This window comes from Glutamicibacter sp. NPDC087583 (assembly GCF_044743685.1).
In the GTDB taxonomy this organism is placed as follows: domain Bacteria; phylum Actinomycetota; class Actinomycetes; order Actinomycetales; family Micrococcaceae; genus Glutamicibacter.
On sequence record NZ_JBIUWY010000011.1, the window covers coordinates 1 to 22,180 of the forward strand.

Below are 22,180 nucleotides of genomic sequence, written 5' to 3' on the forward strand. Positions count from 1 at the left end.
TGCAATGCCTCAAGCAAATGTTATGTATTCACCAAATAAAAATATTCGGTATCAACAAACTTGGCACACTATTGAGTTCTCAAACAACAAACACTTACCGGTTCTTTACCCACCATTCCAGGCGGTAATTTCGTCCAGCGTTATATTCATATTCTATAACTTCGAATTCCTGAAAGTCAAATCCATTGTTTGTGATTTGAACCAGTATTCCCAGTTCCCATTCTTTTCAATTGTTGTCCACAAGACTGTGGAAAAACCTTGATTTTCTGGGGTTCTGCCACCGTTTCACATCCGGTTATTTCTTCCGTTTTGTTCTCGGCGACAAGGAAAAACTATACACAGGTTTTGGGGGTCCTGCAAATCGGGTGGGTGGTTTTTGACGGTGACCGTGCACACTTAATTCCTGAGCGCCGATTAAAGCCCGGGTTCATGCGGTTCGGTGCTCGCAAAAATCTGTAAAACGCATAAAAATTCGTCTTAAAAGCCGGTAGCCGACCACCTCAGTGGCCGGCTACCGCGATTCAGCTAGTCCTCGACGATCTCTGCGTCAATGACTCTAGGATCATCCAGGGGCAGAGAGCTTGGCGCCACCGTGGGAATGCCGGCGAAGGCCACTGCCGCATTCTCGATCACGCGCTTGGCCATATATCGATTGCCTACGCCACCGATGGCTGCGCCGACCCCAAACGGAACCAAACGGCCGATGGTGCTAGCCGCTTGGGTGCCAATGATCTTGCGCAGGAACTTCTTCTGCATGGTGCGCTGCATTGCAGAGTAGATGCTCGTGGACTTGCTGGCACCGAAGGACTTGGCCCATCCCTGGATTGGACCCCCACCGCGACCTGCGGCCTGGGAAGTCAATCCGGCAATCATCGAGCTGCCCTCATCGCCCATCATGATGCCCATAACCAGGACTCGTGAACGATCCGGATCGTCGATGGCTATGCCGTGCAGCTCTGCCAGGCTTTGCGCATACAGCGCCGAGGCTTCCAGGAAGCCCAGGGTCGCAGCTATGGATAGGCCCAGGGCGATACCGGTACCAACAGCGGGAACGGCTGCGGTTCCACCCACGGCTGCACCGGAACCGGTAACTACGCGCAGGTAATCGCGCTCGACAATAGCTGCCAGCTGGGCAGTAGTAGCGTCAGGGTGCTTTTTGCGCAGCCGCTTGATGTAGGCAAGCACCAGCGGGCGCTGCACGCCGATGCCCTTCATGATGGCGTCCTGCACGCCGGAGCGCGGCTTTCCATCTTTGCCAATCAAAGTCATTGAAATCGGATCGTTTTTCATGATGGCTCCAGCTTAACCGCAAGACCCTGAGAGTTACCTTGGGCTTTGCGCTTTCAAGCAAGCGTCTTGAAAAATTCCTTGAAACTCCCCGACGCTGGTGCAAGAGTTGGCCTATGAAGAACGCTCAGGCCAAACGGTATAACCACGCCTTGAAAAGCGCCGGGATCTCGGAGCATCCGGTAGCGCTGCTCGATCTGGATGCCTTCGATTCCAACGTGATCGCCCTGCGCGAACGGGCCGGAGGTGTGCCGATTCGCATCGCGTCCAAATCCCTGCGTGTACGCAAGGCATTGGAACGGGTCCTGGATGAGCCCGGTTTCCGCGGCGTTCTCTGCTTCACCTTGGCCGAAGCATTATGGCTGGCCAGCCATGGCTTGAAGGACTTGGTGGTTGCCTACCCGCAAACCGATGCCGAAGCGATCAGCCGGTGGGCCGCCAGCGAACAGGCTCGCGAAGAGGTAACGCTCATGGTGGATACCCAAGAGCAGTTGGATTTGATCGACAGGATCGCACCGGGGCACGGGCCGCTGAAGGTCGCCCTGGAACTGGATGCTGCCTATTACCCCAGCAGCAACCTCCGTATCGGCGCCGCGCGTTCCCCGCTGACCCGGCCGGAACAGGTCGCCGAACTGGCCGCCCAGGTGCACCGCCGGCGCAACTTCATCTTGGACGGGCTGATGGGCTACGAATCCCAAATCGCTTCGGTCCCCGATGGGGGTTTCAGCCCCAGGGCACTGATCGCCCGCAAGCTGCGCCAAGCCAGCGCCGCCGAACTGGCGGACCGCCGGGCCGAAACCGTGGAATTGGTACGGGAGCTCGGCGACCTGCGGTTTGTAAATGCCGGAGGTACCGGTTCGGTAGAAAGCACCATCCAAGAACCAGCGGTAACCGAAATCGCCGCGGGCTCAGGATTATTCGCGCCCGCGCTCTTCGATTCCTACCGCGCATTCCGCCCCACCCCTGCCCTGTACCTGGGGTTCCCGGTAGTACGCCGTCCCGATGAGCGAACGGTCACCATCCTTGGTGGCGGATGGGCCGCATCGGGTCCAGCCGGCAAGGACCGCTTGCCCACCATCGAGCACCCCAAGAAGCTTCGCTACCTGGCCATGGAAGGCGCCGGCGAAGTGCAGACTCCGCTCACTGGCCCCTCGGCGCATCGCATTGCCATTGGCGATACCGTGTGGCTGCGCCATGCCAAGTCCGGCGAACCGGCCGAACGCGTTAATAAGGCGGCGGTGTACTCCAAGGGCAGGATCGTCGAACAATGGTCTACTTACCGTGGAGAAGGGAAAGCATTCCTGTGAGTACTTTCAGGAATTTCGCACGCACCGTGGTCTCCCACCCAGCAGCTGTCCATTCTCCGCGCAGCATCGCAGAATTAGCACAGAGCCTGGAGCAGGCCGCCGACCAGCACCAGCCGGTGCGCACCGTCGGCGCAGGCCATTCCTTCACTCCGCTGGCAGATACCGACGGGATCTTGCTGAATCTGGATGGCTTTCGCGGCATCGAGGAAGTCGACGCTCGCACCCACGAGGTGACGTTCCGCGCCGGAACCCGGCTCTGGCAGATCCCCGCCCTGCTCAGGCCCTTCAACCTCGCGTTGGAGAATATGGGAGATATCGACAAGCAGTCGGTCGCTGGAGCAATCAGCACCGGCACCCACGGCACGGGCCTGGAATTCAGCGGATTCAGCGCAACGGTCACCGGAGTGCAGCTCATGCTGGCCGATGGGACCCATCTGCGCGCCAGCGCGCAGGAGAATAGCGAATTATTCGAGGCGTCCCGGCTTGGCCTGGGAGTACTGGGGGTACTCACCCACGTCCGGCTGCGGTGCGTTCCCTACTACATGATGCGTGCGGCCGAATCCATCGAACCCATCGGGCAGATCGCCGAAAGCTTTGTTGATCGTGCCCGGCAAGAAGACCATCTGGAATTCTTCTGGTTCCCGGGCACCAGCAAAGCCCAGGTGAAGATCAATACCCGGCTCGACGGCCAGGTCCCTGCCGATCAACCGCCTGCGGTGGCCCGCTGGCTGAACGATGAGCTGCTCTCCAATGGCGCGTTGCAGCTGCTCAGCTCGCTGAGCGCAGCGGTCCCCCGGACCACTGCCAAATTGAATGAGGTGGCTTGCGCCGCCCTGCCGGAGCGCAGCAGCATCGCGCCATGGAATGAAGCTTTCACCAGTGCGCGACGGGTGCGTTTCACCGAGATGGAGTATGCGCTGCCGCTAGCTGGCTTCGATGAAGCTTTCGCGAAGGTGCGAGCGTACTTCAGGCGTTCGGGAGTTGGAGTTTCCTTCCCTGTCGAGGTGCGTACCGCGGCCGAGGACTCCACCTGGTTGGGTACCGCCAGCGGCAGGCAGACAGCGTACATTGCCGTGCACCGCTACATTCGGGATAAGGCTCCGGGATACTTCCCGGCCATGGAAGAGATCTTCCGTTCTTTGGGCGGCCGGCCGCATTGGGGCAAGGAACATAGCCTGCAAGCAGCGGATTTGGCGCAGCTCTACCCGAAATTCAGCGATTTCACGAGGGTGCGCCAAACTGCCGATCCGGAGGGACGATTCCTCAATCCTTATCTGCGGGGTTTGCTCGGCATCTAGAACTGGACATCGGTCCAGATCAGCGGGCTTGATGCTTTCACCAAGTCCGGCACCGTTCCGGGCAGGGGCTGGGAACTGCTTGGCGGATGCTCCTGGATGCGGCCCTGGCCCAATACCTGCCAAGTTGCGCTGGGGACCAGGTAGCTTCCGGAATCATTCAAAGCGTTCGCGCGCTTGAGCCCCTGGAGGAATGGTTCAACGCGATCTGCCGCGTTCTCCTGCAAGCCAAGTGCGCCGGCGATGACATAGCGGTCTTCGCCGACTCCTTCTGCTTGCTCGCCCTCATCGGTGCGAACGTAGTCCTCTCCGGCCAGGTAGCCGGTGAGAACCTTCAACTCATCAGCCTGGCGTGCCTTGGCGAATTCCTGGTCCTGTGCATCTGGCTGGGTTTGGGTCGCAAGAATATGCACCGGCTCGCCACGGTATTGGATGGGAATGTCCCACAGCCCGGTGCTCATCACCGGAATGGAGGCGGCCAGCACACCAGAGAAGTCGGTGTGGTGCATCATGTCGTTGGCAACGTCCTGCCACTTGAGCTGGGAAACGCTGGTGACCTGGTCTTGTGCAATCGGGTACTTCGATAGCACGACAATCGAACCCTGCTCGGCGAATGCGGCCTGGCCCCACGCATCCTCGGCGCCGCCGATGACGCCATCAGCGTTCAGATCGGCACCGCTTTGCAGGCCCTTGGAGCCCACGGCCAGGTAGGAATACCCGTATTCCACATCGGCGCGGGCATCGTCGGGATTGTTCAGATACTGGTCGTTCAGTGCATCAACCGCGTCCTGGGTGGCGTCCATATCTGTCAGAACCACCACGTCCGCATTGGCGCTGCTGATCTTGTCTGCAACCTGCGCCGCCTGGCGGTCGGATCCGCGCATCAGGTTCGCGGGCAGCTCCTGGGGGGTTTCGCCGCTGAGATTTGCCTGGATGGTTGCCACGCGAAGCGAGGTCTCGGAAAGCTGCGCTGCGCTGGCACCCGCCGAGTCGCCAGGGCCAGTGGGTGCAGCAAAAGCGCCGGTTGCGGGGAACATCAAAAGTGCCCCTAGACCCAGACTTGCTGTTCCGACTAATAACTTGCGCACTCAACCACCCTACGACGTTCGGCTACCGCTTGCCACCACCTTTACCGGATTGTAATGCCGCAGCCGCGGCGGCCTTCTTGTTCGCGGAAAGGACCTCGTCCATATAAGGAGCACGCACATGCATCGAGACACGGGCATCCACCAGGCACACGCCCCGGGCTCCGGCATCCACCCACTGCTGGACCCCGGCGAGGTCTTCGAGCGTGTCAACGCGGATTCCGGTGGCTCCCATGGCCTTGGCGATACCGGCGAAATCCACGGTCGGGATCAGCATCGGGTCTTCGTGCAGGCCGACGGATCCGTACTGGTGGATTTCCGCTCCGTACGCGGAGTCGTTGTAGATGACGATTACGCCACTTTCCACGGTGCGAACGATCGATTCGAGGTCCGCCAGGCCCATCAGGAAGCCGCCATCGCCGGCGGCCAGCACGACCGTGCGCCCCTGCGCCGCCGGGCCTGCGCCCACCATGGAAGCGATGCCCAGGCCGATGGACTGGTACGCGGTGCCCACGCAGCTCAAGGAGCGTGCACCGGTGGTCGACCAGTACATGGGCCCCCAGCCGATGAAGTGGCCGCCGTCTTGCACCAGCACGCGATTGGCCGGCAGGATCTTCTCCAGTTCGCTGGCCACGCGGCGCGGATCAAGCTGCCCGTCGGCGGCCAGGTCGTCACCGGCCGGACGGGTGCGCAGATTGGACAGGTCCAGGCTTGAACGCCATCCGCCCTGCGCCTGCTCCACCGCACCGAGCAGGTCCGCGGCGGCCAGGGTCGCATCGGCGGTGGCGAAATAGTCCACGCGCGGGTTGGTGGCGGCGCACCCCAGGTCGATCTGGATCAAGCTGGCATCCTGCGCGACCAGATCGCCAAAACGCATGGTGAACTGGTTCAACGAGGCGCCGAGCACCAATACCGTATCGGCCTGCGCGATGATCCGGGCGTTGGCCTCGGTGGAGAAGCCTCCGGTGATGCCCAAATCGAACTCGTAGTCCAGCAGGTCGCGGGCCAGCAGGGTACCCGAGGTGGTGGCGTCCAGCTTCTGCGCCAGCGACTGGACCTGCGCCGCGGCATCGATCGCGCCGCGGCCATAGAGGATGTGGGTGCGCTGCGAGGCGTTGAGCTTTCCAGCGATCTGCTCCAGCTGGGTGGAGTTCAGCTGCGGTGCCGGAGGGGTGCTGCGCAGGGAGGCGAAATCAGGCAGCTGCTCTTCGAGCGAATCCACCGCGGCCAAATCATAAGGGATCGCCAAAACAACCGGCATCCGTTCGCGCAACGCCAGGGCGGCCGCCTCCAGAGCGATGGCACCCGGGTTGTTGCGGTCAACGACGTAGCGCGGCGCTCGCACTGCTGTGTCGATCGCGGCCTGGTCGACGTCCCATCCACGCAGGCCGGAAGTTGGCGCGTCGCCGGTGACGAACAGCAGCGGGGTCCGGGCCGCGGCGGCTTCAGCCAGTGCGGTGATGGTGTTGGTGTAGCCGGCACCGTAAGTGGTGGAGGCGATGGCCAGCTTATTGGAGATGCGGAAGTAGGCGTCGGCGGCCGAAACGGCGGCCGATTCGTGGCGCACGGCGGTGTAGTCGAAGCCTGCACGCACTGCGGCGTCGAGGAAGTGGGCATTGCCGTTGCCCATCAATCCGAAGATCCGCGGGGCCAGCGGCTTGAGGGCGTGGGCAATGGCAGCTGAAACGCTAGACATTATGGACTCTTTTCAAGAAATCGTGCTGAAGAAATTCCATATATGTCTGCCGTTACCGGTTGCTGGACCGCAACGGGTATCGCCCCTTTTGAGAGCGCCGGAACCTGGCGGGGCCATGTTCCTGACTCACTGATGATAAGGCAGGAACCGCGCCTGGCGCTAGGCCGCTAGTGCGCCTTCCCATTAACACTTCCCCGGGGGCGATCTCGCAGCGTTCCGAGCGATGCGCCCACGCACCTCGGTCCTGCCCCCGCGCTTGGCTGCACCGGACGCCGAATGGCGCCACCGTGGCCTGCGCGCCGTGCACGGGGCCAAAAGTTTCACCCGGGCTCGGTGTTCGAAGTCGAAGTGTCATCCGAAAGTACCATGTACAGCAATTTTCAGATTCGATACTATCGAAATAACACTTAGTTGACTTGATCTTTATATGACAACTATCGGACATTATAGAGAAGGAAAGCATGCTGAAGTTCTTGGGAATCACCTCTGAAGCACCTGCCGACGGATCAATCCCCGCGTGGCAGGGCGTCTCCAAGAAGCACCGGGGCATCGCATTCGCCATTTCGCTTGCGCTGGGATTGGCCACGTTCCTGGTAACCCGCTGGCTGCTCTCCGACCTGCCGCCAGAAGGCTATTTGCCGCTCGTTCCCTGGAACGCGGCCGCCGCCATTCTGCTCATCAGCACGCTGGTGGCCGAGCGCGGATTGATCCGCAACGCGCCCTCCGAAACCTGCGAAATCTAGGGGCCAGAGCTGGGGGCGGTACGGAAAGCCGCACCCTCCCCCAACTTCGCGGAACTCGCCTGCAGCTCCTCAAATGCGGCGAACGGCGAATTCAACAGCCCGACGGGCATTAAGCGCCCGGTGCGATCCGCCAGCCATTCGTCATGGACGAGGCCAGCGACCTGCCCGGCTACAGCGAAACTGCCGATGGAGCGCTCTTCGACTACGACTTCGGGCTCAGCTACCAGGGCAAGTAGTTAAACACAGGCCGACTCGTCCATCACCCGCCTGGAGGACCGGCTGAACGCTTCGTGGCGCCTCCCGCAGCCTCAGGGCGATTCCGAAGGCCTCGACAATACGGACCATGTTCAACAGTTCCCGACTGCCATGGCTGTGTCGAGCACGGCTTCGAGGCTTGCCTCCACGCCCGGAGGAATCTGGATGGTCATGCGCGTTACCCCGTCACCAACCGTCAGCTGCCCAACTCTAGAAGATGGAGCGTGGACATTCTTTGACGGCGCCGTCGATAGCTTTACCGTCGCGCTGGGGGGATGATTAGCTCATGGCTAGAAAAGACAGGACTGTAGACGTCGCTCAGGCCCGAGCGGCATTGATTATGGCTGCTATGCGGCGCACGATCGTTACCTACGGCGAACTGGGCAAGGCAATCGGTATCGAAGGAGTAGGCGTCTTCTACGAATTGAGGCACGTCCTGGACGACCTTTCCGATGACTGCATCAACCGTGGAGAGCCTTCGCTGGCAGCGCTCATCGTCAATAAAGACACGGGCGCGCCAGGCAGTGGGTGGACTGATGGCATCCGGCCTTGGCATACGGAGGTGCAGAAGGTCTTCCAGTTCTGGGCTTCCTGATTCATAGGCAGAGAAGAACCCCAGACCACTTCAAGCATTGCGCCCCCTCTTGTTGATGACAGTGCCGATGTACTCGCGGCTGCCAATCTTTCGCGGCCAAGCCGTCGGCGATGAGGAAGCGCTGCAGAACTTTTGCTAGTGAGCTCAAATTGGCGACGTGGAATTGAGACAGATTCGACGATTTCAAAGTCATCCCTCAAAACCCAACATATCCCCGAAAGGGGTATCCGAGAGTGCGGGCTTTTCGATCGTCGCCGGCTTCGGCATGTCCGACACCGCGCTGATGGACATCCTCTCGGGCAAGTTCGCCCCGCAGGGGCGCATGCCGTTCGCGCTGGCCGGCACCCGCGAAGCGATCACCGAGCAGTTCAGCGACCTGCCCGGCTACGGCGAAACTGCCGATGGAGCGCTCTTCGACTACGGCTTCGGGCTCAGCTACCAGGGCAAGTAGTTAAAGGGGCGGGACCCGGCATGCCTGTGGCTGCCGGGTCCCGCCCGCTTGCTGCGTGCTGCGCGCAGCTACTTTTCGTTTCCGTGGCTGGCCGCGTAGTCCTGCGCGCTCATCTGGCCCAGGCGCGAACGGCGCCGGCCGTAGCCAAGGTAGAGCGCTGCGCCGACGATCATCCAGATGATGAACACCAGCCAGGTATGCCAACCGAGCTGGCTCATCAGGAACAGGCAAGCGAAGATGCCCAGGATCGGGGTGAGCGGGTACAGCGGCACGCGGAAGGTGCGCTCGGCCTTGGGCTGGGTTCTGCGCAGGTAGATCACCGAGGCGCCCACCAGCGCGAAGGCGAACAGCGTGCCGATGCTGGTGGCGTCGGCCAGTGCGCCCAGCGGGATGAACCCGGCCGTGACCGCCACCAGGATGCCGGTGATCCAGGTGCCGGCGACCGGGGTGCCGGTGCGGGCCGAGACCTTGCCGAACACCGCGGGCACCAGCCCGTCGCGCGACATGGCCAGCAGGATGCGGGTCTGGCCGTAGAGCACGGTGAGCACTACCGAGGCGATGGCCAGCACGGCGGCGACCGCGAAGACCAGCACGAAGATCGGCTGCCCGGTCAGTTCGCCGATGATCTGCACCAGCGGCGCCTGTGCGCCTTCGAACCAGTTCCATTCGCGCGCGCCGATCGCCGAAACGGCCACCAGCACGTAGCTGATGGTCACGATCAGCATGGAGAGCATGATCGCCCGGGGCAGGTCGCGCTTCGGGTTCTTGGCTTCCTCGCCGGCCGTCGAGGCGGCGTCGAAGCCGATATAGGAGAAGAACACGCTCGATGCCGCCGCGGTCACGCCGGCGGCGCCCATTGGCAGCAGCGGCTCGAAGTTGCCCGCATTGAAGGCGCTGAAGGCGACGGCCGAGAAGAAGAGCAGGATGCCGGCCTTGATGGCCACGACGATCGAGTTCACGATGGCCGACTCGCGCGCCCCGCGCACCAGCAGCAAGGTGGCCAGTGCGACGACGATCAGCGCCGGCAGGTTCACCACTCCGCCGTCGGCCGGGCCGCCAGCCAGCAGCTCGGGCAGCTCCATGCCGAAGGTGCGCAACGTTTCGTTCACGTACTGGCCCGAACCCACGGCCACCGCAGCCACCGACACCGCGTATTCGAGCACCAGGCACCAGCCGCAGATCCAGGCGATGCCTTCGCCCATGGTGGCATAGGAATAGGAATAGCTGGAGCCGGAAACCGGAACCATGCCGGCCATTTCGGCATAGGACACCGCCGAAAGCAGCGCGGTAATGCCCGCGATCACGAACGAGATCCAGATGGCCGGACCGGCGATCGGCACGGTATCGCCGAGGATCACCAGGATGCCGGTGCCCATGGTGGCGCCGACGCTGATCATGGTCAGCTGCCACATGCCCAAGGTGCGGCGCAGCTGGCCTGCCCCTGCATTGGTTTCCGCTTCGGCGATCATATTCGTGATCGACTTGCGGCGGCGCAGCTGCGCGCCCAGCAGGGTGGCCGGACTGGAGCTCACGGACGGTTTGCGGTTCATCGCGGATCCTCAAGGGAAATGGTGGTGCTGCCTCGCCCCTGCCTAGGATGCGGCCGGGCGCTGCGCGTGGAAGTTCTGAACTGGAATATCATGTCATAATCCAGCTGGTCCCGACTTTTCAGGAATCCGGCGGGTTCGCACTAATTCCCGCTTCTTCTTGGGCATTAGCCGTATTTGCGCATCGCTCGGCAGTCAGCTTTTGAGATGGATTTCATGATCAGGAATGCATATTTATGCATTTTATTCCGCTTCGCGCACTCTCGCCTATCGAAAACCCCTGAAGTTTTCCACACTATTAGAAGACATGTTCGAACAAGCGAAGTATAATTAGAACATGTCCGAAGCAAAGGCGCACGGAAACAGCCTCACCCCACCAGCACCCCCCGAGGAATTCGACCTCCACGTCCAAACCGTGCAAAACGACCTCTCCGCCCTCGAAGAACACGGCAGCAAAGCCGACTGCGCCCACGGCATCGAACTGCTGGAAGCCCTCATCTCCGCAGCACGCTGCAAACAAGCCGGCCTCGCCCACCAAATCGAAAAAGAATACGTCCGCGACCACGAAGAACGCGGCATCCACCTCGATGACCAAACCCGCGGCGCAGCCGCCTGCGTCGCCCTGGCCCGCAAGCAATCACCCCACGGCATGCGCAACTACCTGGTCAATTGCCGCATCCTCTTCGAAGACACCCCGAACCTCGCCGCCGCCTGCGCCCGCGGCGAATTCACCGAAGCCCAAACCCAAGCCATCCTCACCCCGCTCCAAAACCTCAAACCCCAGCGCCGCACCGAATTCGACCAGCTCTACGCCCAGAACCCGCACATGTTCGAATCCATGGGCACCACCCAAATCAAGGAAACAGTCCGAAAATTCGCCCTGGCCTACATCTCCGACCCCGACTCCATCAAGCAGAAAACCGTCGAAGAGCAACGCAACCTCACCCTGAAAATCGACGACCAGCACGGCCGCATCATCATCCACGGCGAATACCCCCTGCTGCAGGGCATGTGCCTCAAACGCTACCTCGACGAAGAATCCAAAACCCTGCGCAAAAAAGGCGACCCGCGCACCCGCACCCAGATCCGCGCCGACCTGCTCTTCAGCTACATGATGGTCGGCGAACCCTCCAAGATGCCCATCGCCCTGCAAGTCGCGGTAGTCATGACCGACCGGGCCCTGTTCGCCGGCGAACGCGAACCAGCCTATCTGGAAGGCTACGGCTTCATCCCCGCCCAGAGCGTGCGCGAATGGATCAGCGGGCACCAGATCCCCAACAGCCTGACCTTCGACCAAATGGATGCCAAACCCACCACGGAGCTGATCGAACAGCTCGACGTGCGCACCGAACTGGCCCGCCTCTACACAGCACCCGGCGACCAGGACCTGATCGCCATGGACTCCAAAGCCCGGATCTTCCCGGAAAAGCTCAAGAAGTTCATCGCGATCCGCGACCGGCACTGCCGCACCCCGTTCTGCGACGGCATCGTGGAGGAAATAGACCACGTCAAGCAATACGCCCGCGGAGGCAAGAGCACCGTCTTCAACGGCGATGGCCGCTGCGCTAGTTGCAACAAAGCCAAGGAAGCCGCCGGCTGGTACGAATACACGACCTACGGCAACGGCCACACCATCATGATCTGCCCCGGCTCGGCGATGTCCTACAAGTCCACCGCCCCACCAGCCACGGGGTACGCGCACAAGCCGTTCCCGCAATTGAGACGCGACTCGAAATGGATACAGCAACTCAAGGAACGGCTGAAGCCCAAGGATGGCCCTGAAGACCTCGCAGCCTGACTCCCGGCAAGCAACCATTGCGCGTACTCATGGCTTAATGCCGCTCGACGCCACCGGCTTTGCGCAGCATCCTGCGACAAAGCCGCCTGGAAACTACTTTCCAAGCGGCTTTGCTCCGACCTCTACTTGCTGGCGGCGTCTGCCAGCAGTTCAACGATGTGGCGGTATTCCTTGCCCGTCGCACGGGTCATGCCCAGTTCACAGGTGCGGTTGCACGAAGCGTGTTCCTGCGCATCCAGTTCACGAACCTCGGCAGCTTCGCGAGCGGTAGCCGACTCGGTCAGCTCCGGATGCAGCATGCCGCGGTCACCGGCAAAACCACAGCAGCCCCAGTTCACCGGGGTGTTCACGGTATCTGCCACAGCCTCTGCGATCTTCTGCATGTCCGGGTTCAGGCCCATCTGCGTGGACGAGCAGGTTGGGTGCAAGGTGACCGAGGAGATCTTCTCGAGCGCTGGCAGCTTCTCCAGCAAGTGCTGCGAAGTGAACGCCAGCAGGTCAACCACTTCGTAGCCATGCTCGGCCAGGGTATGCGCAAAGCCTTCGGTGCAGCTGGAGGCATCGGAGATGATCGGCAGGACCTTGCCCGGCATGGCCGCACGGACTTCTTCCAGCACGCGCTGGCCCATGACCTCATGGCCCTGTTCGTAGCCCTTGGAAGTCCACGGGGTACCGCAGCAGGTGGATTCAATGCCCTCGGGAACGTAAACCGAGACGCCAGCAGCGTGCAGCAGCTTGGTGAACGCCGGGGCGACTCCTTCCCCGTCTCCTGCAGGGCCGAACATCGAATTCACGCAGGCTGGCAGGTAGATGGCCAGCGGCTCGGTGCCAGCTGCACCCAAGTTGCCGGCCATGGGCTTGCGCGCCTTGCCGCCACCAGGCAGGTCGGCATCGTAACGTGGCATGGTGTCGGTGCTGACCACCTTGCGCGCAGCATCGGTGGCACCGCGGACCAGCGAAGCAGGGAATTTATCGGCGATGCTCAGGGCCAGCGAACCAGCGCGCGTGGCAGGTCCCCATCCCTTGGCTGCGGCCTTGAAGCCGGCTTCCAGGACCGGGTGCGCGTCTCCGCGGCGCAGGCGCTTGACCAGCAGGCCGGTGTTGATGCCCACCGGGCAGGCGGTGACGCACATGCCGTCCACGGCACAGGTCTGCACGCCGTTGTATTCGTAGTCACGCTCCAGTTCGGCCGCCAGCTCGGCGTTGCCCTCGGCCTCGGCCTTGGCGATGGCCCGGCGCACGACGATGCGCTGGCGCGGGGTCAGGGTCAGGTCCTTGGACGGGCAGACCGGCTCGCAATAGCCGCATTCCACGCAGTGGTCGGCCTCGATCTCGATGGTCTCGTTGAGCTTGATGTTGCGGATGTGCGCGGCGTGGTCTTCGTCGATGATCACCCCGGGGTTCATCATCAGGCGCGGGTCGCAGGCGGCTTTCAGCTCCAGGTGCACCTCGTAGAGCTCATCGCCGTACTGCGCGCGCACGAACGGCGCCATGGCGCGGCCGGTGCCGTGCTCCGCCTTGAGGTTGCCGTCCTTGTCCAGAATCAGCTGGACCATCTTGTCGTTGAAGGAGTTGTACCGGTTCAACGCCGCATCGCCTTCGAAACGGTCGGTGAGCATGAAGTGGATGTTGCCGTCCTTGGCGTGGCCGAAGATCACCGAATCCGCGTAGCCGTACTCGGTGAACAGCTCCTGCAGGCTGTCGCAGGTTTCGGCCAGGGACTCTACCGGGACCACGACGTCTTCGAGCAGCGCGGTGGTGCCTGTGGCGCGGGCACCGGCTACCGAAGCATACAGGCCCTTACGGAACTTCCACGCGGCCTGGCGGTTCTTCGCATCTGGGGACAGCACCGCTGGGGCGCGCAATGCCGATGCGTCGAGCAGCGACTGGCCAGCGGAGCGCAGCCCGGCCAGTTCCTCTTCGGTGTCCGCATGGTATTCGACCAGCAAGGCGGCCTGCTGGTCGACGTCGAAGCCCATGATGGCATCCGGCACGCCGGGCAGCGACTGGCCCACGCGCAGCGAGGTGGAATCCATCAGTTCCAGGGTGGCGGCGCCGGAATCCACGAGTTCAGGCAGCGCCCGGGTGGCCAGATCCAGGTTATCGAAGACGGCCAAGGTGGCGATGGCCAGCTTGCGGATCGGCACGGTGCGGAAGACGGCCTCGGCGACGAACGCCAGGGTGCCCTCGGAGCCGATGATCAGGTGGGCCATCAGCTCTGCCGGGGTGTCGTAGTCCAGGAAGGCATTAATGCCGTAGCCCATGGTGTTCTTCAGCGCGAAGTGCTTCTCGATCTTGGCGACCGAGGCCGGGTTGCTGCGCACGCGCTGGCCCAGCTTGTCCAGCGTGGCGACCAGTTGCGGTTCTGCGGCGGCCAGCTTGCGGTCGGCCTGCGGATCCGCGGTGTCGATCATGGTGCCCGAGGGGAGCACGAAAGTCATGGATTCCAGGGTGCGGTAGGTGTTGAACTCGGTGCCGCAGGCCATGCCCGAGGAGTTGTTCGCGATCACGCCTCCGATGGTGCAGGCCGCCTCGCTGGCCGGATCCGGCCCCAGCTTGCTGCCGTAGACGGCCAGGCGTGCGTTGACCTGGCGGACGGTGGCACCGGGCTGTACGCGCACGCGCGCTCCGTTATCGAGCACGGTGATGCCGCGGAAGTTGCGGCGCACATCAATCATCAGTCCGTCGCCGCTGGCTTGCCCGGCCAGCGAGGTGCCGCCCGAGCGCAGGGTGACCGGCTGGTTGCCGCGCGCGGCCGCAGCCAGCAGCGCGGAGACTTCCGCGGCGTCCTTGGCCAGCACGACAGCTTGCGGCGTGTACAGGTAGTGCGAGGCATCCGAGGCGTAGGCAACGCGGTCGATGGATCGGGTCTTGACGCGATCCTGGTCGCCGACCAGATCGAGGATGCCGGATGAAACCGTCGTTTCTCCGAGTGCTGGCGTGCTCAATGCCATGGTGCGCTCCTGTGCAGTTGGCAAGCGGCGCTTGCCGAATACGGAAATTGTCTTACAAGTACACAAGCCATAGTAGTACTATTCATGGGATACTTGTTAGGTAAATTTTCCGCGGCTCGAAAGGACCCTGATGGCGGCCCGTTTAGGTGTGGTTTCCGTGGTTCAGGCCGTCGTCAAGTCCCTGCGTGCCCGGATTTTCAGCGGGGAACTGTCTCCCGGCACCCCGCTGGGCGAAGTGGACGTCGCCGCGCACTATGAAGTGGCCCGGCCAACCGCCAAGGCCGCGCTGGAGAACCTCGTTGCCAGCGGCCTGCTGACGCGCAACGCGCATCAGAGCGCGAAAGTCACGCTGCTCTCATCCGCCGACGCCCGCGACATCTACCGCACCCGCGCCATCATCGAAGCAGAGGCCGTGCGGCTGCTGGCCAGCACCGGACAGGTCCCGGAAGCTGCACGCGAGGCCAATGCCGAAATCACCGCACTGCGCGATGCTTCCCCGATCCAGATCGTCAATCCGGATGTCCGCTTCCACTCCGCACTGGTCCAGGCCCTGGATTCGACCCGTACCAGCGCAATCTACGGCCAGCTCAGCGATGAGATCCGCCTGTGCATGACCCACGTCCAGGATGCAACGCTGCTGAACACCGCGGACATCGCCAGCGAACATGAACGCCTGCTCGAATGCATCGCCGCCGGCGATGCCCAGGGCGCGGCAGAGGTTTTGGCCCAGCACCTCTCCCGCGCCAGCACCCGATTGGCCGAGCACCTCGACAGCCTTTCGCAAGGTAGGCGAAGATAGGAGCATGGGCATTTTCGCAAGCAGGAAAAGCATTGAGCAGGACTTCGCGCGCATGACACAGCGCCTGGATGCGGTAGCCGCCTTCCAGGCCGAGGGGCTCAGCGCGAAAGCGCGCGTCCTGGCCACGGGCCTGCGAAAGATTGTTCCCGAAGCCGGGTTCGAGCTGGCTGCCAAGGATGCCAGCGCATGGATCCACGCGCACGAGGCCCTGCGCCTGCTGGAAGGCACCATCTCGATCCTCGAGGGTTGGAACGGTTCACCCGACGAGGTCTTCATCTCCAGGGCGGCGAGCGCATCGCCCGATTCCCCGGCTGGTGAGGCGATGTCCGATGTTCCAGCCGATCACCTGGGTATTCTGCGCCCCGCAGACGACGGCACCCTGCAGCTATTGGCAACCTTGGACCCCGCGGAGCAGCTGCGGCTAACCGGCTGGCTGCGCACTTTCACCCGGGCATAAAAACACCTTTCCCGCCTAGCGGCATTGCGGGCCTCCGCACATACCCCCACCCGTATTTTTGACATACCCCCGGGGGTATAGACTAGTCTGGTTCCAATCCACCTTGAAAGGAACCAACCATGCTGCTTGAACGCCTCTACGACGAAGATCTCGCGCAGGCCAGCTACTTCATCGGCTGCCAGGCCAAAGGCGAAGCTCTCGTGGTCGACGCGCGCCGCGACATCGCCGACTACCTTGCCCTGGCTGCCAAGCACGGCATGCGCATCACGGCCGTCGCTGAAACCCACATCCACGCCGACTACCTTTCCGGAACCCGCGAACTAGCCGCCGCCACCGGCGCCACCAGCTACGTTTCGGGCGAGGGCGGCAAAGATTGGCAGTACGGATTCGAGGCAGAACGTTTGATGGATGGCGATATCATCACGCTGGGCAACCTGCGCATCGCCGCCCGCCACACCCCGGGCCACACCCCGGAGCACCTGGCTTACGCCATCACCGACGGAGCCTTCAGCCAAGACCCTGGCTACCTGCTCTCAGGCGACTTCATCTTCGCCGGCGACCTAGGCCGTCCGGATTTGCTGGACGAGGCCGCCGGCGGTGTCGATACCCGCTTCGAAGGCGCCCGCGATCTCTTTGCTTCGCTGAAGAAAACCCTGGCAGAATTGCCCGATTACATCCAGGTGCATCCAGGCCACGGCTCGGGCAGCGCCTGCGGCAAAGCGCTGGGCGCGGTCCCTTCCACCACGTTGGGCTACGAACGCGAGTTCGCCTGGTGGAGCACCTACCTGGCCAACGACGACCAGGACGGCTTCATCGCCGAACTGCTCAACGGCCAGCCTGACGCCCACGCCTACTTCGGCCGCATGAAGCGGCAGAACCGCCTGGGCCCAGCCATCCTGGGCCAGCTCGACCCCCTAGCTGAAATACCCGTCCAGCAGCTCCTCCAGCAGCTGGAGGCGGGGGTCTCGGTGTTCGTCGATACCCGTGGGCACACCCAGATCGCCGCAGGCACCGTTCCCGGCGCGCTGTCCATCCCGGGTACGGCGAAGACCGCCAGCTTCGGCGCCTGGGCCTACGATCCGGAAAAGGACCAACGCGCCCTGATCGTGCTGGCCGAGACCGGCGAACACGCCGCGACGATCCGCGCCCACCTAATGCGCGTGGGCATCGACGCGGTCAAGGGTTTCACCACCAGCTTGGAAGGCCTGCCAACGGTGAAGCCGAAGTCGATCACCCCGGCACAGCTGGACGATTTCGAGTACGAGATGCTGCTGGATGTCCGCAACAAGACCGAGTTCGCCGCCGGGCATATCCCGGGCGCCAAGCAGCTGTCCGGCGGACGGGTGTTGTGGAATCTCGATCAGCTGCCCGCCGGCGGCACCATCGTCACCTACTGCCAAAGCGGCATGCGCAATGCCGTGGCCGCCAGCACACTGCGCGATGCCGGCTACAACGTCGTCGAGCTTGAGGGCAGCTACCTCGGCTGGTCCTCCTTCGCCAACTAGCCACCCCCGCCACGAAAGCTGAACTGCATTCAATGACTACCCCTTTGACCACCATGGACGCCGAAGCACTTAAATGCCTGGTGGAAGCCCCCGACACGGACCTCGCCTTGATTGACGTGCGCACCGCGGGCGAATTCGAAACCCTCCACATTCCCGGCTCGTACAACGTGCCGCTCGAAGAATTCACCGCCAACGCCACCGAGGTGCTCGCCAAGATTCCAGGCAAGCCGGTGCTGATCTGCCACAGCGGCAACCGTGCTTCCAAGGCGCAGCGTGCCCTGCAGGAGCAACAGATCGAGCACAGCACGGTACTGCTTGGCGGCGTCACCGCCTACGAAAATGCCGGCGGCACCATGGTGCGCGGCGTGCAGCGTTGGGCGCTGGACCGCCAGATGCGCATGACCGCAGGTTCCGTGGTGCTCGCCGGGTTGCTCGGAGCGAAGTTCATCTCCCCGAAGTTCGCCTATCTTTCGGCGGCCATCGGTGGCGGACTGGTGTTCTCAGCCCTGCGGGATTCTTGCCCGATGATCAGCTTCTTGGGCAAGATGCCCTGGAACAAAGTAAAGAAGTAGGCCATGGAGTTCGGACCGCTGCTGGTTCTGGCCCTTGCACTAGCGAGCATCGTCGGGCTGTCCCTGGGACTGTTCGGCGGCGGCGGTTCAATCCTGATGGTTCCCCTGCTCAGCTATGTAGCCGGGTTGCCCGCCAAGGAAGCGATCGCCACCTCCCTGCTGGTGGTCGGTGCGACCTCGGCAACGAGCCTGATCCCGCATGCCCGCAAGGCCAATGTGCGTTGGAAACAGGGGATGGTCTTCGCGGCCACCAGCATGCTTGGCGCCTTTGGCGGCGGGCTGCTGGCCAGCGGGATCCCTGCCCAGCTGCTGATGCTCGGTTTCGCGATCATCATGCTGGCCAGTGCCCGCGGGATGATCCGCGGACGGAAAAACACTGGCAGCGCAACACAGTCGTTGTGGCTGTCCGCCCCGGTCGGCTTGGGCATTGGCATGGTCACCGGCCTGGTCGGTGCCGGAGGCGGTTTCCTGCTCGTCCCTGCACTGGCTTTGCTGGCCGGGCTGTCCATGCAACAGGCGGTGGGCACCTCCCTGCTGGTGATCACCCTGAATTCGATCACTGGCCTGGCCGGGCAGTTGAATTCAGTTGCACTGGATTGGCCGCTGGCCGCAGGGCTGGCGACCACCGCGATCCTCGGTTCGTTGATCGGCGCACGGCTTTCGCGCAGGATCGACGAACGCGCTTTGCGCAAGGGTTTTGGCTACTTCGTCTTGGCCATGGGCGTGTTCGTGCTCAGCCAGGAACTGCCGGCTCCCGGCGGGCTGGTCGTAGTTGCGGTTGCAGCCCTCGCGGGCGCATTGGTGCTGCTGTGCAACAAAATTCCGGCGATGGGGGCGCGCTGCCCGCTCGTTCTGAAAGGAGAAACCCGATGAAGCCGCTTGAATTGTCAGCTTCGAACTTCGCTGGGTTCATCGCAAGGAACCGGCTGGTGCTCGTGGATTTCTGGGCGCCTTGGTGCGGTCCTTGCCGCGGCTTTGCCCCGATTTTCGACGAAGCATCCGCGGCGCATCCTGAAATCGCCTTCGCCAAGGTGAATACCGAAACCCAGCCGGATTTGGCGCAGGCAGCCCGGATTGCATCCATACCGACGCTCATGGCGTTCAAGGATGGGATACTTGTACATTCAAAACCCGGAGCGTTGAGCTCTGGCGCTATGGAGCAGTTGCTCGTCCAACTCAAACACCTGGATGCCGAAATTGCAGAAGACGACTAACCCGCTACCCGTACCAAGGAGAAATTGATGCGTACTGCTGACGAAGCGACCCGCAAGCGGATCCTCAACCGCCTTAAGCGTGCCCGAGGCCAGCTTGATGCGGTGATCAACGCCGTGGAAACCGATGGTTCGTGCAAAGAGGTAGTCACTCAGCTGGCCGCCGTCTCCACCGCGTTGGACCGCGCCGGATTCGCCATTGTCTCCACCGCGATGCAGTACTGCATCGCCGATCCCGAGAAGGCTTCCGAGGAAGAAGACGGCCTGAGCGTCGAAGAACTCGAAAAGCTCTTCCTCTCCCTGTCCTGATTACTGACGAAAAGGAAAAAATTATGTGCCGCCAGGTTCAATGCAAGATCTGCCAGAAGACCACGTGGGCTGGCTGCGGCCAGCACGTTGAAGCAACTATGCGCAATGTCCCCAATAAGGACCGCTGCCAGGGCCACGAAGCCGAACCGAAGAAGGGCTTCTTCAAGCGCCTGTTCGGCTAAGCCGGGGTCATAGAGGGTCAAGGGTTTCACTGCCCCGGGATTCGTTGGCATAATCCGAAGTATTTAGCCCATCCGCGGCTGAGCAAACTTCACTCCCCCAAGGAAACGGCAGGCATGACTTCAAAGATCCGCATCGGTATTGCTGGCTATGGGAATCTGGGACGCGGCGTCCAAGCCGCGATCGCCAAGAATCCGGATATGGAGCTGGTGGGCGTCTACACCCGCCGTGATCCGCAGGCCCTCCAGCTGGCTCAGCCGGCACCGCGGTTCGGCATCGATGAGCTGGAAAAGCACGCCGCGCAGATCGACGTATTGATCCTTTGCGGCGGCTCGAAATCGGACTTGCCGCAGCAGGGCCCGAAGTTCGCGGCGCTGTTCAACACCGTGGACAGCTTCGATACCCACGCCCGCATCCCCGAGTACTACGCGTCCATCGACGGCCCGGCGAAGGCAGCTGGCAAGACCGCGCTGCTCTCCGTGGGCTGGGATCCGGGCATGTTCTCGATCAACCGGGTCTTCGGGGAGGCCTTGCTGCCTGACGGCGAAACCTACACCTTCTGGGGCCGCGGGCTGAGCCAGGGGCATTCGGATGCGATCCGCCGCGTCCCGGGCGTCGCCGCCGGCGTGCAGTACACCATCCCGAGCCAGGAGGCTATCGACCGGGTCCGGGCCGGCGAGCGCCCTTCCTTGAGCACCCGCGAGAAGCACCAGCGCGAATGCTTTGTCGTGCTCGAAGACGGTGCCGATCCGGAGTCGGTGCGCGAAGCCATCGTGACCATGGAGTACTACTTCGACCAGTACGACACCACGGTGCAGTTCATCGACGAGCAGACCTTGGCCGCCGAGCATTCGAGTATGCCGCATGGCGGGTTCGTGATCCGTTCGGGCAATACCAGCGACGAGCAGAAGCAGGTCATCGAGTATTCGCTGGCCCTTGGCTCCAACCCGGAATTCACTTCCAGCGTGCTGGTGGCTTACGCCCGGGCCGCCTTCCGGATGAACCAGCGCGGCATCACCGGTGCGCAGACCGTTTACGATGTGGCCCCGGGGCTGCTCTCGCCCAAATCCCCCGCACAGTTGCGCGCGGAGCTGCTCTAGGATTTTGCCGGGCCAGCAGCTCACCCGCTGGCGAGCGCATCCTTCTCCCAGGCCTCCACTGGCCCCGGGACCTGCACGAACAGCGGATGCAGGGCCACCTGCCCTGCCGGTTCCAAGCGGGCGATGCGCGCGGGATCCCGGACGGAGAGCTTGCGCAGCAGGTGCTCGCGCTCGAAGTGCACCTGCCCCTGGGTGACCGGGATCTTTTCCAGCTGCGCGGCGGCTGCCGGATGCAGGATCTTCGCGGCGTCGAAGCGATAGCCCCGGACAGCCGCTTCGTCCCACAAGCCCTGCAGATAGCCGCCCATATGCACCAGCGGGGCGGGCTGCGCCTTGAACCGGAGAAGCTGCGGGTGCCCTGTATAGCCCTTGGTCTGGCCGGCGAGCACCTTCTGGGCCAGCAGTGTTTCACGCCAACAGGCAACCAGCCCTTTGGCGTCGAGCAATGAGGGGTGCAGGGACCACAGTCGCATGGGCCAAGCCTAGTCGGGGTTCGGGCCAGCCGGGAACTCGATGATCTCGCTGCGAATCAAGAAGCGCTTGCCCTCCGGGGCTTCGACGGAGAAACCGGATCCCCGCCCGTTGACCACGTCAACGGTGAGCTTGGTGTGCTTCCAGTATTCGAATTGCTCCTTGGACATCCAGAAATCAATGTCGCCCAGGGCGGTGCCATCAGCGCCGTCCAGGGAAAGCACGCCGAGCCGGATGTCCGATCCCCCGGTGCGGAACTCGCCGGCCGGATAGCACATCGGCGAGGACCCGTCGCAGCATCCTCCGGACTGGTGGAACATCAGCGGGCCATGGATCCCCCACAGCTTGCGCAGCAGGTCCAGGGCTTCGGAGGTGAAGGCCACCCGCGAGAACTCTTCGCCCTCGATTGCGGCGCGTGTTTCGGTTACGGTGCTCATGTCCTGCTCCTGCCTCGTTGTCCACGTCCGGATTTATCTCGTTGTGGCCAGTGTCCTCTTTTTGGGCCGCACCGTCCATCGCTCGGCCAGGGCGGCCAGGGCACCGGTACCGGATGCCGCTTCGAA

22 protein-coding genes are annotated in these 22,180 nt (G+C 62.8%); 15 read left to right on the forward strand and 7 right to left on the reverse strand.

Annotated elements, in window-relative coordinates; translation table 11 throughout:
• Nucleotides 1-525: 525 nt before the first annotated feature.
• On the reverse strand, nt 526-1,290 hold the full coding sequence (locus ACIOU9_RS17265) for a hypothetical protein (protein WP_105658967.1): 765 nt from the start codon (nt 1,288-1,290) through the stop codon (nt 526-528).
• A gap of 113 nt (nt 1,291-1,403) precedes the next feature.
• Between ACIOU9_RS17265 and ACIOU9_RS17270 the strand changes: the two genes are divergently transcribed.
• Complete coding sequence (locus ACIOU9_RS17270) at nt 1,404-2,594, forward strand: alanine racemase (RefSeq protein WP_402697702.1); 1,191 nt, start codon at nt 1,404-1,406, stop codon at nt 2,592-2,594.
• Complete coding sequence (locus tag ACIOU9_RS17275) at nt 2,591-3,892, forward strand: D-arabinono-1,4-lactone oxidase (protein WP_402697704.1); 1,302 nt, start codon at nt 2,591-2,593, stop codon at nt 3,890-3,892. The genes ACIOU9_RS17270 and ACIOU9_RS17275 overlap by 4 nt, the downstream gene beginning before the upstream one ends.
• Here the strand turns inward: ACIOU9_RS17275 and ACIOU9_RS17280 are convergent.
• Together ACIOU9_RS17280 and ACIOU9_RS17285 are read right to left on the reverse strand one after the other, a co-directional pair.
• Nucleotides 3,889-4,926, reverse strand: coding sequence for an endonuclease/exonuclease/phosphatase family protein (locus ACIOU9_RS17280; RefSeq protein WP_105658970.1), 1,038 nt, complete (start codon nt 4,924-4,926; stop codon nt 3,889-3,891). The two genes, ACIOU9_RS17275 and ACIOU9_RS17280, sit on opposite strands and share 4 nt — an antisense overlap.
• A 73-nt stretch (nt 4,927-4,999) precedes the next feature.
• Nucleotides 5,000-6,670, reverse strand: coding sequence for a thiamine pyrophosphate-binding protein (locus ACIOU9_RS17285; protein ID WP_105662732.1), 1,671 nt, complete (start codon nt 6,668-6,670; stop codon nt 5,000-5,002).
• 461 nt (nt 6,671-7,131) lie between these two features.
• On the opposite strand from ACIOU9_RS17285, the gene ACIOU9_RS17290 reads away from it, so the two are divergent.
• The 3 genes from ACIOU9_RS17290 (at nt 7,132) to ACIOU9_RS17300 (ending at nt 8,714) form a co-directional block, all read left to right on the forward strand.
• Entirely contained in the window at nt 7,132-7,413 is a 282-nt protein-coding gene (locus ACIOU9_RS17290; protein WP_388026047.1) for a hypothetical protein, read from the forward strand.
• Nucleotides 7,414-7,954: 541 nt separating this feature from the next.
• Entirely contained in the window at nt 7,955-8,263 is a 309-nt protein-coding gene (locus ACIOU9_RS17295; protein WP_332489301.1) for a hypothetical protein, read from the forward strand.
• A 265-nt stretch (nt 8,264-8,528) separates the two neighbouring features.
• Nucleotides 8,529-8,714 carry a hypothetical protein gene (locus tag ACIOU9_RS17300; RefSeq protein WP_388026044.1) on the forward strand — a complete coding sequence of 62 codons (186 nt, stop codon included), beginning with the start codon at nt 8,529-8,531 and terminating at the stop codon, nt 8,712-8,714.
• Nucleotides 8,715-8,782: 68 nt separating this feature from the next.
• Here ACIOU9_RS17300 and ACIOU9_RS17305 read toward each other — a convergent pair whose 3' ends face one another.
• A complete protein-coding gene (locus tag ACIOU9_RS17305; protein WP_105662734.1) occupies nt 8,783-10,264 on the reverse strand; it encodes an amino acid permease in 1,482 nt (493 codons plus the stop codon).
• 334 nt (nt 10,265-10,598) lie between these two features.
• On the opposite strand from ACIOU9_RS17305, the gene ACIOU9_RS17310 reads away from it, so the two are divergent.
• Nucleotides 10,599-12,059, forward strand: a complete 1,461-nt coding sequence (locus tag ACIOU9_RS17310; protein ID WP_388063525.1) for an HNH endonuclease — start codon at nt 10,599-10,601, stop codon at nt 12,057-12,059.
• A gap of 122 nt (nt 12,060-12,181) precedes the next feature.
• Here ACIOU9_RS17310 and ACIOU9_RS17315 read toward each other — a convergent pair whose 3' ends face one another.
• A complete protein-coding gene (locus tag ACIOU9_RS17315; protein ID WP_402697707.1) occupies nt 12,182-15,013 on the reverse strand; it encodes an FAD-binding and (Fe-S)-binding domain-containing protein in 2,832 nt (943 codons plus the stop codon).
• Between the two features lie 130 nt (nt 15,014-15,143).
• Between ACIOU9_RS17315 and ACIOU9_RS17320 the strand changes: the two genes are divergently transcribed.
• The 9 genes from ACIOU9_RS17320 to ACIOU9_RS17360 all read left to right on the forward strand — a co-directional run bounded on the left by ACIOU9_RS17320 (nt 15,144) and on the right by ACIOU9_RS17360 (nt 21,146).
• Nucleotides 15,144-15,812: a GntR family transcriptional regulator gene (locus ACIOU9_RS17320; protein WP_105662720.1), complete on the forward strand. Its 669-nt coding sequence runs from the start codon at nt 15,144-15,146 to the stop codon at nt 15,810-15,812.
• A 4-nt stretch (nt 15,813-15,816) separates the two neighbouring features.
• Nucleotides 15,817-16,269: a hypothetical protein gene (locus ACIOU9_RS17325; protein WP_332728309.1), complete on the forward strand. Its 453-nt coding sequence runs from the start codon at nt 15,817-15,819 to the stop codon at nt 16,267-16,269.
• A gap of 119 nt (nt 16,270-16,388) precedes the next feature.
• The gene (locus tag ACIOU9_RS17330) at nt 16,389-17,774 is read left to right on the forward strand and encodes a rhodanese-like domain-containing protein (protein ID WP_402697709.1); all 1,386 of its coding nucleotides are present in this window, start codon (nt 16,389-16,391) and stop codon (nt 17,772-17,774) included.
• A 32-nt stretch (nt 17,775-17,806) separates the two neighbouring features.
• On the forward strand, nt 17,807-18,346 hold the full coding sequence (locus tag ACIOU9_RS17335) for a rhodanese-like domain-containing protein (protein ID WP_105658977.1): 540 nt from the start codon (nt 17,807-17,809) through the stop codon (nt 18,344-18,346).
• Nucleotides 18,347-18,349: 3 nt separating this feature from the next.
• Entirely contained in the window at nt 18,350-19,219 is an 870-nt protein-coding gene (locus ACIOU9_RS17340) for a sulfite exporter TauE/SafE family protein (RefSeq protein WP_332488496.1), read from the forward strand.
• Nucleotides 19,216-19,560, forward strand: coding sequence for a thioredoxin (gene trxA / locus ACIOU9_RS17345; protein ID WP_105658979.1), 345 nt, complete (start codon nt 19,216-19,218; stop codon nt 19,558-19,560). Before ACIOU9_RS17340 ends, trxA begins: the two co-directional genes overlap by 4 nt.
• A gap of 27 nt (nt 19,561-19,587) precedes the next feature.
• The gene (locus ACIOU9_RS17350) at nt 19,588-19,866 is read left to right on the forward strand and encodes a metal-sensitive transcriptional regulator (RefSeq protein ID WP_105658980.1); all 279 of its coding nucleotides are present in this window, start codon (nt 19,588-19,590) and stop codon (nt 19,864-19,866) included.
• 23 nt (nt 19,867-19,889) lie between these two features.
• Nucleotides 19,890-20,048 carry a hypothetical protein gene (locus ACIOU9_RS17355; protein WP_166650877.1) on the forward strand — a complete coding sequence of 53 codons (159 nt, stop codon included), beginning with the start codon at nt 19,890-19,892 and terminating at the stop codon, nt 20,046-20,048.
• A gap of 114 nt (nt 20,049-20,162) precedes the next feature.
• Nucleotides 20,163-21,146, forward strand: a complete 984-nt coding sequence (locus tag ACIOU9_RS17360; RefSeq protein ID WP_332728308.1) for a diaminopimelate dehydrogenase — start codon at nt 20,163-20,165, stop codon at nt 21,144-21,146.
• A gap of 20 nt (nt 21,147-21,166) precedes the next feature.
• On the opposite strand, the gene ACIOU9_RS17365 is transcribed toward ACIOU9_RS17360, so the two are convergent.
• On the reverse strand, nt 21,167-21,619 hold the full coding sequence (locus tag ACIOU9_RS17365; RefSeq protein ID WP_105658982.1) for a pyrimidine dimer DNA glycosylase/endonuclease V: 453 nt from the start codon (nt 21,617-21,619) through the stop codon (nt 21,167-21,169).
• Between the two features lie 9 nt (nt 21,620-21,628).
• Nucleotides 21,629-22,054, reverse strand: coding sequence for a DUF779 domain-containing protein (locus tag ACIOU9_RS17370; RefSeq protein ID WP_013347532.1), 426 nt, complete (start codon nt 22,052-22,054; stop codon nt 21,629-21,631).
• Between the last annotated feature and the right edge of the window lie 126 nt (nt 22,055-22,180).